The sequence below is a fragment of the Variovorax sp. 10N412 genome (assembly GCF_056394985.1).
The window spans coordinates 308,097-321,831 of the sequence record NZ_JBFTIO010000004.1; the positions used below are offsets into that span (position 1 = coordinate 308,097).

14 protein-coding genes are annotated in these 13,735 nt (G+C 69.8%); 7 read left to right on the plus strand and 7 right to left on the minus strand.

Going from position 1 to position 13,735, the window contains the following annotated elements; genetic code table 11:
* Window positions 1-133 precede the first annotated feature (133 nt).
* The 4 genes from AC1DJH_RS13385 (at window position 134) to AC1DJH_RS13400 (ending at window position 4,181) form a co-directional block, all read left to right on the plus strand.
* Window positions 134-694, plus strand: a complete 561-nt coding sequence (locus tag AC1DJH_RS13385; RefSeq protein ID WP_478186022.1) for an OmpA family protein — start codon at window positions 134-136, stop codon at window positions 692-694.
* Window positions 695-891: 197 nt separating this feature from the next.
* A complete protein-coding gene (locus tag AC1DJH_RS13390) occupies window positions 892-2,814 on the plus strand; it encodes a dihydroxy-acid dehydratase domain-containing protein (protein ID WP_472119037.1) in 1,923 nt (640 codons plus the stop codon).
* Window positions 2,805-3,446, plus strand: a complete 642-nt coding sequence (gene eda / locus AC1DJH_RS13395) for a bifunctional 4-hydroxy-2-oxoglutarate aldolase/2-dehydro-3-deoxy-phosphogluconate aldolase (protein ID WP_435484468.1) — start codon at window positions 2,805-2,807, stop codon at window positions 3,444-3,446. The genes AC1DJH_RS13390 and eda overlap by 10 nt, the downstream gene beginning before the upstream one ends.
* 6 nt (window positions 3,447-3,452) lie before the next feature.
* Window positions 3,453-4,181, plus strand: a complete 729-nt coding sequence (locus AC1DJH_RS13400; RefSeq protein WP_478186023.1) for a haloacid dehalogenase type II — start codon at window positions 3,453-3,455, stop codon at window positions 4,179-4,181.
* Here the strand turns inward: AC1DJH_RS13400 and AC1DJH_RS13405 are convergent, their stop codons facing one another.
* The 7 genes from AC1DJH_RS13405 to AC1DJH_RS13435 form a co-directional block, all read right to left on the minus strand.
* Window positions 4,182-4,739, minus strand: coding sequence for a DUF1697 domain-containing protein (locus tag AC1DJH_RS13405; protein WP_478186024.1), 558 nt, complete (start codon window positions 4,737-4,739; stop codon window positions 4,182-4,184). It abuts the gene before it with no gap.
* An 18-nt stretch (window positions 4,740-4,757) separates the two neighbouring features.
* Window positions 4,758-5,171 carry a lactoylglutathione lyase gene (gene gloA / locus AC1DJH_RS13410; protein ID WP_435436379.1) on the minus strand — a complete coding sequence of 138 codons (414 nt, stop codon included), beginning with the start codon at window positions 5,169-5,171 and terminating at the stop codon, window positions 4,758-4,760.
* A 62-nt stretch (window positions 5,172-5,233) separates the two neighbouring features.
* Window positions 5,234-5,914 carry a glutathione S-transferase family protein gene (locus AC1DJH_RS13415; RefSeq protein ID WP_478186025.1) on the minus strand — a complete coding sequence of 227 codons (681 nt, stop codon included), beginning with the start codon at window positions 5,912-5,914 and terminating at the stop codon, window positions 5,234-5,236.
* A gap of 100 nt (window positions 5,915-6,014) precedes the next feature.
* Window positions 6,015-6,698, minus strand: coding sequence for an ABC transporter ATP-binding protein (locus AC1DJH_RS13420; protein WP_478186026.1), 684 nt, complete (start codon window positions 6,696-6,698; stop codon window positions 6,015-6,017).
* Window positions 6,695-8,404 (minus strand): ABC transporter permease, encoded by a 1,710-nt coding sequence (locus AC1DJH_RS13425; RefSeq protein WP_478186027.1) that lies wholly within the window; start codon window positions 8,402-8,404, stop codon window positions 6,695-6,697. The genes AC1DJH_RS13420 and AC1DJH_RS13425 overlap by 4 nt, the downstream gene beginning before the upstream one ends.
* 106 nt (window positions 8,405-8,510) lie before the next feature.
* The gene (locus AC1DJH_RS13430; RefSeq protein ID WP_478186028.1) at window positions 8,511-9,581 is read right to left on the minus strand and encodes a Fe(3+) ABC transporter substrate-binding protein; all 1,071 of its coding nucleotides are present in this window, start codon (window positions 9,579-9,581) and stop codon (window positions 8,511-8,513) included.
* Window positions 9,582-9,731: 150 nt separating this feature from the next.
* Window positions 9,732-10,280: a PaaI family thioesterase gene (locus AC1DJH_RS13435; RefSeq protein ID WP_478186029.1), complete on the minus strand. Its 549-nt coding sequence runs from the start codon at window positions 10,278-10,280 to the stop codon at window positions 9,732-9,734.
* Between the two features lie 75 nt (window positions 10,281-10,355).
* Between AC1DJH_RS13435 and AC1DJH_RS13440 the strand changes: the two genes are divergently transcribed.
* The 3 genes from AC1DJH_RS13440 to AC1DJH_RS13450 all read left to right on the plus strand — a co-directional run bounded on the left by AC1DJH_RS13440 (window position 10,356) and on the right by AC1DJH_RS13450 (window position 13,723).
* Window positions 10,356-10,811: a MarR family winged helix-turn-helix transcriptional regulator gene (locus tag AC1DJH_RS13440; RefSeq protein WP_435484457.1), complete on the plus strand. Its 456-nt coding sequence runs from the start codon at window positions 10,356-10,358 to the stop codon at window positions 10,809-10,811.
* A 127-nt stretch (window positions 10,812-10,938) separates the two neighbouring features.
* On the plus strand, window positions 10,939-12,264 hold the full coding sequence (locus tag AC1DJH_RS13445) for an MFS transporter (RefSeq protein ID WP_478186030.1): 1,326 nt from the start codon (window positions 10,939-10,941) through the stop codon (window positions 12,262-12,264).
* Between the two features lie 19 nt (window positions 12,265-12,283).
* The gene (locus tag AC1DJH_RS13450; protein ID WP_478186031.1) at window positions 12,284-13,723 is read left to right on the plus strand and encodes an MATE family efflux transporter; all 1,440 of its coding nucleotides are present in this window, start codon (window positions 12,284-12,286) and stop codon (window positions 13,721-13,723) included.
* Window positions 13,724-13,735: the final 12 nt, after the last annotated feature.

Consider the following 13,735-nt stretch of genomic DNA (forward strand, 5'->3'; position numbering starts at 1 on the left):
GGTCGAGTCCCGGCGGGCCGGGATCCGGCGTCGGGTCCGACACGGGGGTGAAAGGGCCGACGCCTACAATTTCGTGATCATGGTTCACCGCACCATTATTTACCGACCCCTTTCCTACGGAGCAAGACCCGCGATGAGCGACGACGACAGCCAGCAGAATTTCATCCTCGGATTTCTCATGGCGCTCATCGCCCTGGTGATCTTCTTCGTGATCGGCATCGTGCTCTGGCACAAGGGCCACAACCCGGCCGCCGCCGCACAGGCCGCAGCCGTCAAGCCCGCCGTGGTGATCTCGGCGCCGGCCCCCGGCGCGGAACCCAAGCTGGCCGAAGTGACCGAGACGGTGACCGTCACCATCCCCGACGGAGCGAGCATCCGCGTGATCGACGGCGTGGTGAACTTCTACTTCGCGACCGGCAGCGCGGACCTGGCACCGGGCGCCGCCGAGGCGCTGGCCGCGGTTATCAAGGGCGTCGAGAGCGGCCGCAAGGCGGTGGTCTCGGGCTACCACGACACCACGGGCGACCCCGCGATCAACGACCAGCTCGCCAAGAAGCGCGCCGAGATGATCCGCGACGTGCTCGTGGGCCTGGGCGTGCCGGCCGCCAGGATCGACCTGCAGAAGCCCGCGGTCACCGCCGGTTCGGGCAACAACACCGAGGCGCGCCGGGTCGAGGTCAAGCTGGTCGACTGACCGCCTCGCAGCCTCCGCGACGCGAGAAAAGCCCGGTGATGCCGGGCTTTTTCATGCGTGTCGCTTCGACCGGTGCGAATGGGTAAATTCGTATTGCCGGGCGCCCGTATTTCATCGGGCTTTCGCGCCCGGCTTGGTACCATGGGCCTCCAGGCCCACAGTCGCCCTGGCGACACGCAGCAAGAGCCCACGATCCCATGAGCAGCAGCACACACCCCACCGTACGCGACATCACCGATCGCATCCGCGAGCGCAGCCTGGGGCCGCGCACCGCCTACCTCACCCGCCTTGCCGAGATCCGCAGCCGCGACCGCGGCTCCGACCGCATGGGCTGCGCCAACGTGGCGCACGCAGTGGCCGGCATTCCGGCCAACGACAAGTTCCGCGTGGTGACCGAGCGCGCCCCCAACATCGGCATTGTCACCGCCTACAACGACATGCTCTCGGCGCACGCGCCGTACCAGGGCTACCCGGACATCATCAAGCACGAGGCCCGCCGCCTCGGCGCCACCGCACAGGTGGCCGGCGGCGTGCCCGCCATGTGCGACGGCGTCACGCAGGGCACGCCCGGCATGGAACTGAGCCTTTTCAGCCGCGACCTCATCGCCATGAGCACCGCCGTTGCGCTCACCCACGACATGTTCGACAGCGCCTTGCTGCTGGGCGTGTGCGACAAGATCGTGCCGGGCCTGCTGATCGGCGCGCTGCACTTCGGCCATCTGCCGACCGTGTTCGTGCCGGCCGGCCCCATGGCCTCGGGCCTGTCGAACGGCGCCAAGTCGAAGGTGCGCGAACAGGCCGCGCAGGGCCTCGTGGGCCGCCAGGGGCTGCTCGACGCCGAAATGGCGGCCTATCACTCGGTGGGCACCTGCACCTTCTACGGCACCGCCAACAGCAACCAGATGCTGCTCGAAGCCATGGGCCTGCACGTGCCCGGCACGGCCTTCATCCAGCCCGGCGACGCGATGCGCGAAACGCTCACGCGCGAAGCGGTGCGCACGGTGCTGGGCAAGGCCGGCGATGCGGCCGAGCGCCGCGCCGGGCCGCCCCAAGCAAGCGAGCACCCCCTCGGGGGGCAGCGAGGACACGAAGTGCCGAGCGTGGGGGCTTGGCGCTGCCCACCCATCGGCGAAATGGTCGACGAGCGCTGCATCGTCAACGCCATGGTCGCGCTGCTGGCCACGGGCGGGTCGACCAACCACCTGATCCACTGGGTCGCGGTGGCCCGCGCGGCGGGCATCGTGATCGACTGGGACGACTTCTCGAAGCTCTCCGACATCGTTCCGCTGCTGAGCCGCGTGTACCCCAACGGCAGCGCCGACGTGAACGAGTTCCAGGCCGCGGGCGGCCCCGGCCTCGTGATCGGCGAGCTGGTCGACGCGGGCCTGATGCACGAAGACGTGCTGACGGTGCGCGCCGGCGGCATCCGCGAGTTCGCCAACGTTCCGGCGCTGGCCGGCGAGCCGAGCGAGCAGCGCCTGCAATGGAGCCCTGCCGCGCCGCTGAAGAACGAAGCCATCACGCGCACCGTCGCCAGCCCGTTCAGCGCCACCGGCGGCCTGAAGCTGCTGAGCGGCAACCTGGGCCGCAGCGTCATCAAGGTGTCGTCGGTGCCCGACGACCGCCATGTCATCGAGGCGCCCGCGCGCGTGTTCGACTCGCAGGCCGCATTGCAAAAAGCCTTCACCGCCGGCGAGCTGGAGCGCGACGTGGTCTGCGTGGTGCGCTGGCAGGGCCCGCAGGCCAACGGCATGCCCGAGCTGCACAAGCTCACGCCGCCGCTGTCGGTGCTGCAGGGCAAGGGCTTCCGCGTGGCGCTGGTCACCGACGGCCGCATGAGCGGCGCGTCGGGCAAGATTCCGGCCGCCATCCACGTTTCGCCCGAGGCGGCCGCCGGTGGCCCGCTGGCCAAGGTGCGCGACGGCGACCTGATCCGCCTCGACGCGCTGGCGGGTACGCTTGCCGTGCTGCTCCCTGAAGACGAATGGGCCGCGCGCGAAACCGCGACGCTGTCCGAAGCCCAGCGCATCGCCGACGGACACGGCCTCGGCCGCGAGTTGTTCGCCGGCATGCGCCGCAATGCATTGACCGCAGAAGAAGGAGCCTGCTCATGGCTATGAACGAAAAACTCACCCCCCTCGACGTGATGCGCGACGCGCCGGTCATCCCGGTCATCGTGCTGAACGACGTGAAAGACGCGGTGCCCCTGGCGCGCGCGCTGGTCGCCGGCGGCATCCGCATGCTCGAAGTCACGCTGCGCACGCCGCAGGCGCTGCAGTGCATCGAGGCCATCGCCAAGGAAGTGCCCGAAGCCGTGGCCGGCGCGGGCACCATCCGCAGCGCGGCCGATGCGCAGGCCTCCGCCATGGCCGGCGCCAGGTTCGGCGTGAGCCCCGGCTACACGCGTTCGGTCGGCAAGGCCTGCCACGACCTCGGACTGCCACTGCTGCCCGGCGTGGCCACCGGCAGCGAGATCATGACGGCGCAGGAAGACGGCTACACCCAGCTGAAATTCTTTCCTGCGCTGCAGGCCGGCGGCCTGCCGATGCTGAAGGCCTGGCAGGGCCCGTTCGGCGACGTCACCTTCTGCCCGACGGGCGGCATCCATGCGGGCAACGCGGCCGAGTTTCTCGCGCTGTCGAACGTGGCCTGCGTGGGCGGTTCGTGGATCGTGCCGGCCGACGCCATCCGCGACGGCGACTGGGCCCGCATCGAGCAACTGGCACGCGCCGCGAGCCAGCTGTCGCGCTGACCGACCATGCGCGCTGATTTCGACGCGAGCGACCTGAAGGTCATCGCCTTCGACGTCTTCGGCACGGTGGTCGACTGGCACAGCGGCATCGCCGCCGAGTCCGAGAGCGCCTTGCCCGGCGTGGACGGCGCGGCCTTCGCGCTGGCCTGGCGCGCGGGCTACCAGCCCGCGATGAAGGCCGTGATGGAGCGCATTGCCGCGGGCGAGGGCGGCTTCACGCTGCTCGACGAGCTGCACCTGAGCATGCTGGAGCAGGTGCTGCGCGATTTCGGCCTGGGCGACCGGCTCGACACCGCCGCCAAGCGCGACCTGAGCCGCGCCTGGCACCGCCTGCCGGCCTGGCCCGATGCGGTGGCCGGGCTCACGCGGCTGAAGAAGAAATTCACCATCTGCACGCTGTCCAACGGCAACATCGGCCTGCTCACCGAAATGGCCAAGCGTGCCGGGCTGCCCTGGGACTGCGTGCTGTCGGCCGAAGTATTCAAGGCCTACAAGCCCGATCCGCGCACCTACCTGGGCGTGGCGGGTGTGTTCGACGCGACGCCGGGGCAGGTGATGCTCGCCGCTGCGCACCACGACGACCTGGCCGCCGCGCGCGTGTGCGGCCTGAAGACCGCCTACGTCGAGCGCCCTTACGAATTCGGCCGCGCCCAGCCGAAGGACGTGTCGCCGCAACCGGACAACCACCTGCACGCGCGCGACATCGGCGCGCTGGCCGACCTGCTCGGCTGCTGATCAGCCGGTGAGCAGCTTCTCCACCGTGCGCAGGTTGCGTGTGGTGGTGCTCGACCTGTAGCGCGTCTTCGCGAGCAGCTTGGCGACGGGTGTGGCCAGGCTCTCGCCGCGCGGGCATTGCCAGTACAGCACGCCCTTGCCGCGCTTCAGTTGCTCGACATCGGCATCGACGGTGCCTGCTTTCTGCATCACTTCGTCGAGCATCGCCGCGTCCGACCCGAACACGATGTACGGATGGCGCTCCTCGTCGATGCGCTCGAAGGGGTAGCCCTTGGCCATGTCGGCCACTTGCTTCTGCGCAAGCAGCACGATCCACGCGTCGTAGCCGAAGCGTTTGCGCAGCGCCTGTTCGATGCGCGTGCGCAGCGCGGCGGCATCGGCCTCGTCGGTGTCGAACAGCACATTGCCGCTGGCGAGCACGGTGCGCACCGTGCCGAAGCCGAGCTCGTCGGCGAACAGCGCCTTCAGCTCGGCGCTCTTGATCGCGATGCCGTTGACGTTCACGCCGCGCAGCAGGGCGACGTGGCGTGTGGTCGCGGTTTTCTTCGGGCTCGCCATGGTGCTGCCCGATGCGGCTTAGCGCAGGCCGCCGCCAGCGGCGCCTTCGTCACGCTGGATGAGTTCGATCTTGTAGCCGTCGGGGTCCGTCACGAACGCGATCACCGTGGTGCCGCCCTTGACCGGACCGGCCTCGCGCGTCACGTTGCCGCCCGCGGCCTTGATCTTGTCGCAGGCCGCATACGCATCGGGCACGCCCAGGGCGATGTGGCCGTAGGCGGTGCCGAGCTCGTAGCTCTCGGTGCCCCAGTTGTAGGTGAGCTCGATCTCGGCCTGGTCGGGGTTGCCCTTGCCGTAGCCGATGAAGGCCAGGCTGTACTTGTATTCGGTGTTTTCCGACGTGCGCAGCAGGTTCATGCCGAGCACCTTGGTGTAGAAGTCGATGGAGCGCTGGAGGTTGCCAACGCGCAGCATGGTGTGAAGAAGTCGCATCTCGTGGTGCCGTGTAGTTGTGGGGGAGGGAGGCCGCTATTGTCGGCCTCCCGGCGCGGCGATCAAGCCGCCAGGGTGAGCAGGTGGGCCTGGTGGCGCTGGAGGAATTCCATCAGGTGCAGTGGGTACTCCGGCACCACGGCGTCGCGCACGCTGGGGCGTGCCGCCAATGCCTTGCGCCAGGCGTTCACCTTGGGCAGCGCGTCGAAGATGTGCGAGTCGCTGATCGCGTCGAACACTTCGAAGTAGCGAAACACCGGCGCGAAGACCGCGTCGACCAGGCTGAAGTCCTTGCCGGCGAAGTAAGGGCCTTCGCCCAGCGCTGCTTCCACGCGTTCGAACTTGGCGACCAGGGCGAGCCGCTTCTGCGCGAACACGGCCGCGTCCTGCGTGGTCTCGTAGCCCCAGAGGTCGGCGAGCGTGGCCGAGCCGAACTCCATCCATGCGCGATGCTGCGCACGGGCGAGCGGGTCTTCGGGGTGCAGGCGGGCGCCGGGTTGCGTCTCTTCGAGGTACTCGCAGATCACGTTGCTTTCGAACAGCACGGCTTCGCCGCCGTCCGGCCGCTGCACCTTCAGCAGCGGCACCTTGCCCAGCGGCGAGATGTCGAGGAACCACCGGGGCTTGTTCGCCAGGTCGATGACGACGCGCTCGAAGGGCACGCCTTTCTCATGCAGCGCGATGGCGGCACGCTGCACGTAGGGGCACAGCAGATGGCTGACGAGGGTGAGGGGTTGCGGCATGGGGCTTTCCGTTCTCTGGGGATGGGGTGGAAGGCCGCGATTCTTGCGATCCCGAACAACCTTTTCCCGCAAAGCCCATTCGACGATCGGGCGCCCTGTGCTAAGCCGCCGTGTCCAGCCAGTGCGTGATGCGCCCGCCGTGCATCACGCCGATGCGGTCGGCCATTGCGTGTGCCTCGGCCTCGTTGTGCGTGACGAGCACGGCCGTCTGGCCCGCCTGCTTCAGGATGCCGCGCACCTCGGCCGTCAGCCGCTCGCGGGTGCCTCCGTCGAGGTTGGAGAAGGGCTCGTCGAGCAGCAGCAGCGCGGGCGAGGGTGCGAGCGCGCGCGCCAGCGCGATGCGTTGCTGCTGGCCGCCGGAAAGCGCGTGCGGATAGCGCTCGCCCGCCTCGGCAAGACCCACCAGCGCGAGCATCTCGGCCACGCGCTGCTGCTGCGCCGCGCGGTCGAGGCGACGCAACCCGAACGCCACGTTCTTCGCGGCCGACAGGTGCGGGAACAGCGCGTACTCCTGGAACATCATGCCCACGCGCCGCTGCTCGGGCGGCAGGTGCGCCTGCGTGGACGAAAGCAGCACGTCGCCGAGCCGCACCGTGCCCGCGCGCAGGGGCTCGAAGCCCGCGATGGCGCGCAGCACCGTGGTCTTGCCGCAGCCCGAGGGGCCGAAGAGGCAGGCGATCTCGCCCGCCTTCAACGCGAGCGAGAAGCCGTCGACGACCGTGTGGGGGCCGCGCGGGGTGTCGTAGGCGAGCTGGATCGCGTCGATGTGCAGGGGGGAACTCATGAGGTATCGGCGCCGATGGGGTCTGAAGGCGTGCCCGGCTGGTGGCGCGCCAGCAGCACCACGGGCAGCAGGCCGGCCCCCACGATGGCGAGCGCGGCGATGGCGCCTTCCTCGTAGGTGCCGCGCGCGGCCTCGGCGTAGAGCCAGGTGGCGAGGGTGTCGAAATTGGCCGGGCGCAGCAGCAGCGTGGCCGGCAGTTCCTTCATGGCGTCGACGAACACCAGCAGCGCGCCCGCGGCCATGGCGGGGCGCAACAGCGGCAGGTGCACGCGGCGCAGGGTGCCGGCCGTGGTTTCGCCGAGCAGCCGGGAGGCCTGCTCGATGGCCGGCGGAATGCGCGCCAGGCCGGCCTCGATGCCGCCGACCGGCATCGCGAGAAAGCGGATGACGCAGGCCACCACCAGCACGACGCCCGCGCCCATCAGCGGCAGGCCCTGCCACCCCATCGCGGTGGCCAGCGCCGCATCGAACGCGAGCGCGGGCGTGAGCAGCCCGATGGCCAGCACCGTCCCCGGCACCGCATAGCCCAGCGTCGCCACGCGCGCCTGCCAGCGTGCCCGGTCGGGGCGTGAGCCCTGGCTGCGCGCGGCCCACGCGACGACCAGCCCGGCCGCGACAGCGATCACCGTCACGCCCGCAGCCAGCGCCAGCGTGTTGCCGAGGCTTGCGACCAGCCCGTGCGAAATGCCGCCGCCTTGCCGCAGCCGCTTGGCGCTTTCCCAGACCAGATAGAGCGCGGGCGCCACGAAGCCGATCAGCACCGGCAGCGCGGCCGCCGCGGTCGCCGCCCAGCCCGTCGCACCGCGCAGCCGTTGCGGCTGCACAGCCCGCATGCGTTGCGCCGAACCGAAGCGTTGTTGCTGGCGGCCATGGCGCTCCAGCCACACCAGCGCCACCACCACGAACAGCATCGCGCACGCGATCTGCGCCGCGCCGGCCAGGTCGGAGCGCGTGATCCACGTCGTGTAGACCGCCACGGTGAGCGTGTTCACGCCCAGGAACTCCGAGGCGCCGATGTCGTTGAGCGTTTCGAGCAGCGCCAGGCTCAGCCCCACGGCCAGCGCGGGCCGTGCGAGCGGCAAGGCCACGCGGAAGAACGCGCCGCGCCGGCTCTCGCCGAGCATGCGCGCCGCTTCCATCAGGTGCGCGGGCTGCGTCAGGAACATGGCGCGGGCCGTCATGTAGACGTAGGGATACAGCACGAAGCCCAGCACGAAGATCGCGCCGGGCAGCGAGCGCAGGTCGGGCAGGCGGAACTGGCGCGGGCTGTCGAAGCCCAGCGCCCAGCGGATCGCGCCCTGCACCGGGCCGATGGGATGCAGCAGGTCGAGGTAGGCGAAGGCGACGATGTAGGTCGGCATGGCCAGCGGCAGCAGCAGCGCCCAGTGCAGCACGCCCCGCCCCGGAAAGTCGTGCGCCGTGACCAGCCAGGCGCAGCCGGTGCCGATCGCCAGCACCAGCGCACCGACGCCCGCGAGCAGCAGGGCGGTGTTGAGCGCCGCCTGCGGCAGCACGTGCGCGAACAGCGGACCCCAATGCCCGACGCCCGAGCCGAGCGCGAGCCATGCGAGCGTGAGCACCGGCGCGAGCACGCCCAGGGCGATCAGCAACGACGCGCAGCGCCAGGCAGGGCCGGCGGCGCGCAGGCCGCCATGCCGAGCGGCGAAACTCATGCGGAGCAAGGTCTGCCCATCGCGCGGGTGCATGCCGGGAACACCGTGGAACCGGCTTTGCCGGGCCACCGGTGTTGCCCCCGGAAGGGGGTGGGAGAAGGCGACACGCAGTGCGCCGCAGCCTGGGGGCGAGCCAACGCTACTGGTCGAAGCCGACCTTGTCGACCAGCGCGCTGGCCTGCTTGCGGTGCTTGGCAATCTCGGTCAGCGGCAGCGGGTCGACCTTCAGTTCGCCGATGGTCTGGCCGATGATCGGGTCGAGCGCCACGCCCTTGCGGACCGGGTACTCGTAGTTGGCCTGCGCGTAGAGCGCCTGCGCCGGTTCCGACACCAGGAACTCGAGCAGCTTGACCGCGTTGGCGCGCTGCGGCGCATTCCTGGCCACCGATGCGCCGCTGATGTTCACGTGCGTGCCGCCGCTCTTCGTGTTGGCGAAGGTCGGGCGAATCACCTTGATGGCGTCGCCCCACTTGCGCGCGTCGGTGCCTTCCTTCGAACTCTTCATCTGGCCGACGTAGTACGAGTTGGCCAGGCCCACGTCGCAGATGCCGCCGAGGATGTCGCGCGCCACGTCGCGGTCGCCGCCCGTGGCCTTGCGGGCCAGGTTGGCCTTCACGCCGCGCAGCCATTGCTCGGCCTTGGCCTCGCCGTCGTGCGCGATGAGCGACGCGACCAGCGCGGTGTTGTAGGGGTGCTGGCCGGCGCGGATGCAGACCTTGCCCTTGTACTTGGGGTTGGCCAGGTCTTCGTAGCGCAAGCTCGTGAGCGGCAGGCTCTTGTCGGCGTACAGCACGCGCGCGCGCATCGACAGCGAGAACCACTGGCCGTCGGCGCCGCGCAGGTTGGCGGGAATGGCCGATTCGAGCGCGGCCGATTTCACCGGCTGCGTCACGCCGCCCTCGACCAGGTCCATGAGGTTGCCGATGTCCACCGTCATCAGCACGTCGGCCGGCGAACGCGTGCCTTCGGCCTTGACGCGCTCCAGCAGGCCGTCCTTCACGAACACGGTGTTGACCTTGATGTTGCTCTGCGCACTGAAGGCCGAGATCAGCGGCTGGATCAGCGCGGGCTCGCGCGTGGTGTAGAGCGTGAGTTCGTCGGCGGCGGCTTGCGCGGGCAGGGCGACGAGCGCGGTCATGGCGAGCGAGGCGGCGCTGGCGCCGAACAATGCGCGCGCGGCGCGGCCTTGGACGCCTGAGCGTTCGGTCATGGAGATCCTCCGGGAGCAGTGAAATATTCTGGAAACGCCGGCGCCTGTCGTTGTCGCAGCGGCCGAGATGCGAATAATTATCACTGGGGGGATTGCGCGCAGAGGCCTTTGTACTTACGGGTCAAAGGCCTACTGCGCCGGGGGCGTGGCTCAACGCCCCGGCGGAATCTCGAACACCAGGCAGGTGGTCGTGGCATGCGCGTACAGCGTGCCGTCGGGCCCGTACAGGCGCGCTTCGGCGGTGGCGAGCTGCCTGCCGCAGTGGATCACCTTGCCCTCGGCGCGCACGCGCTGCACCTTGGGCGTGAGGCCCTTCACATAGTTCACGCCGAGCTCGGCGGTGGTGTAGGCCCGACCGGGCGGCATCATCGTGTGCACCGAGCAGCCCAGGGCGGAGTCGAGCATCGTCGCGACCCAGCCGCCGTGGATGGTGCCCAGCGGGTTCAGGTGCTGCGGCAGCGGCGTGCCCTGGAAGATGGCCACGCCGGCGCGTACTTCGAGGATCGTGAAGTCGAGCGTCTTGGCGATGGCCGCATAGGGAATGTCGCCGTTCAGCATGGCCTGCATGATCTCGAGGCCGGTCTTGCCGGCGAGCTGGTCGGGACGGGCAAGGCCGGGGCCCGGGCCGCCTTCGAGGCGGTCGATGATGCGGCGTTCTTCGGCGATCCAGGCCTCGAGCTGGCTGGTGGTTGGTGTCATGCCTGTGTTCCTCCTGGGGGCTTTGGCGGGGAGTTGTGGTTGCATATGCAACAGTTGCACCTACAATAATATCCCATGGACACCCCCACCAAGCCACGCGGCTGTACCAGTTTCAAGGTGCGACAGCTGTCGCGCCGCCTCTCGCAGCACTACGACGCCGAGGTGTCGCAAAGCGGCCTCAAGACCACGCAGTACTCGCTGCTGTCGCACCTGGCGCGGCTCGGTCCCTCGCGCCCGGTCGACCTGGCGGGCGAGCTCAAGATGACAGCCTCGACGCTGAGCCGCAACCTGCAGCCGCTGATCGCCGCGGGCTTCATCGCGCAGGGTGCCGGCGCCGATGCGCGCAGCCTGCTGGTGCAGCTCACCGACGCCGGCGAGGCCAAGCGCCGCGAAGCGCAGCAGTACTGGAAGGCGGCGCAGCAGAAGATCAATGCACTGCTGGGCGTGGAGCGCGTGCTCGCGCTGCACCAGCTGATCGACGAAGCGATGGAACTGCTCGGGGCCGACGACGAGCCCGCCATCGAAGACTGACCCCTGACCCCTGCCGCCTGCATCGCCCACGCCGCCGCCTCATACCTGTTCATCGACCCCGCGCACGGCCGCGCGGTCTGCGCTCCCCGTTTCTCTCCTCCAAATTCATCCCAACAGCAGAGGTCCCATGTTCGCCACCCAAGTCTCCGCATGGCTGCAGCGCCGCGGCATCCACTACGGATGGATCGTCGCCGCCATCACCTTCCTGACCATGCTGACCATGTCGGCTGCGCTGGGTCTGCCGGGTGCCATGCTGCAGCCGCTGACCAAGGAGTTCGGCTGGAGCACGGAGCAGATCTCCTCCGCGCTCGCGCTGCGCTTTGCGCTCTTCGGCCTCATGGGCCCGTTCGCCGCGGTGCTGATGGAACGCTACGGCCTGCGCGCCGTCATCTGCACCGGCCTCGCGCTCGTCGGCCTGGGCATGGCGCTGGTCACCATGGCCTCGCAGCTGTGGCAGCTTTTCGTGCTGTGGAGCCTGATGCTGGGCCTGGGCACCGGCATGACGGCGCTGGTGCTCGGCGCGGTGGTGGCCAACCGCTGGTTCGTGGCGCGCCGCGGCCTGGTCATCGGCATGCTCACGGCCAGCTCGGCCACGGGGCAACTGGCCTTCCTGCCGTTCGCAGCCTGGATGATCGAGCACTGGGGCTGGCGCTCGGCCATCGTGCCGATCGTGATCGGCAGCGTGCTCATCGGCGTGCTGGCGCTGTGCCTCATGCGCAACCGGCCGTCGGACATCGGCCTGCTGCCCTACGGCGAAGTGCCCGGCACGCAGCCGGCCGCGCCCGCCGTGGCGGCCCCGATGATGAACTTCGCCACGCCGTTCCGCGTGCTGAAGGAGGTCTCGACCAACCGCACCTTCTGGATCCTTGCGGGCACCTTCTTCATCTGCGGCCTGAGCACCAACGGCCTGGTGCAGACCCACTTCATCTCGCTGTGCGGCGACAACGGCATGGGGGCCGTGCCCGCCGCATCGGTGCTCGCGATGATGGGCGCCTTCGACTTCGTGGGCACCATCCTGTCGGGCTGGCTGTCGGACCGCTACGACAACCGCAAGCTGCTGTTCTGGTACTACGGCCTGCGCGGACTGTCGCTGTTCTGGCTGCCGCATTCGGAATTCACCATCTACGGCCTGGGCCTGTTCGCGATGTTCTACGGCCTCGACTGGATCGCCACCGTGCCGCCGACCGTCAAGCTTGCGGGCGCCACCTTCGGCCCCGCCAAGGTGGGCCTGGTGTTCGGCTGGGTGTTTGCCGCGCACCAGCTGGGCGCCGCCACGGCCGCCTACGGCGCGGGCTTTGCGCGCACGCTGCTGCTGACCTACACCCCGGCGCTCTATGCCGCCGGCGCGGCCTGCCTGGTGGCGGCCGTGATCGTGATGCTGATCCGCCGCCCCGCGGCCAAGACCGGCACGCCGGTCGCCACCACCACCCCCACCACGGCCGCGCGCGCCTGAACACACCCGAGCCATTGCCATGACAACGTCCACGCCGCCGAAAGCGCCGCAGGCCCAGGGCGAGCTCGACCCGCGCACGCGCCGCCTGCTCGAGGCGCCCATCGTGCCCACGCTGCTGCGGCTGGCCGCGCCCAACGTGCTGGTGATGGTGGCGCAGGCTTCCGTCGGCCTCATCGAGACCTACTTCGTCGGCAAGCTGGGCACCGATGCGCTGGCGGGCATGGCGCTGGTGTTCCCCATCGTCATGCTGATGCAGATGACGTCCAGCGGCGCCATGGGTGGCGGCATTGCCTCGTCGATCGCGCGCGCGCTCGGTGCACGCCGCCGCGCGGACGCCGACGCGCTGGTGTGGCATGCCATCGTCATCGCGCTGGGCTTCGGCCTGTGCTTCACGCTGGCGCTGCTGCTGGGCGGACGATGGCTCTACGGGATCATGGGCGGCACGGGGCCGGCACTGGAGGCCGCGCTCACCTACTCGAACTGGGTGTTCGCGGGCGCGGTGCTGGTGTGGCTCTTCAATTCGCTGTCGGCCATCATCCGCGGCACCGGCAACATGTCGGTGCCGGCCAACGTGACGGTGGTGGGCGTGGTGTTCCTCGTTCCCGCCTCGCCGCTGCTGATCTTCGGCTTCGGCCCGCTGCCGGGCATGGGCATCGCGGGCGGTGCGATGGCGCTGCTGCTGTACTACCTGCTGGGTTCGATTGCGCTCATCGTCTACCTGCGCTCGCCGCGCAGCCTGCTGCGGCCCACGCTCGACGCGCTCAAGCTGCGCTGGCCGATGTTCCGCGACATCCTGGGCATCGGTCTGGTGGGCGCGGTGTCGACGGTGGCGACCAACCTGTCGATCGGCATCGCCACCGCACTCACGGGCCACTTCGGCTCGGGCGCGCTGGCCGGCTACGGCACGGCTTCGCGGCTCGAGTACCTGCTGGTGCCGCTGGTGTTCGGCCTGGGCGCGCCGCTGGTCGCCATGGTCGGCACCTGCATGGGCGCGGGGCAGCGCGAGCGCGCGCTGCGTGCCACCTGGGCCGGCGCGGCGATGGCCTTTGCATTGACCGAGACCATCGGGGTGGTGGCGGCGCTGTTCCCGCGGCCCTGGCTGATGCTGTTCGGCAACGACCCGGCCATGCTCGAAACCGGCGAACATTACCTGCGTGTGGTGGGGCCGCTGTACGGCTTCTTCGGTGTCGGGCTGGTGCTGTATTTCGCGTCGCAGGGCGCGGGCCGGCTGCTGTGGCCGGTGCTGGGCAATATCGCGCGCCTGGTGGTGGCAGGCACCGGCGGCTGGCTGGCGCTGCGCTGGGGCGGCGGGCTCACCGGCGTGTTCGCGGCGCAAGGCGTGGCGCTGGTGGTGTACGGCATCGTGATCGCGTCGGCCATTGCGGGCGGCGCCTGGTTCGGCCGCGTGGGCTGGCCGCGCACCACCAACGGCTTGCTGCGCCGCGTGGCGCAGGCCTGAAGCAATTTTCAA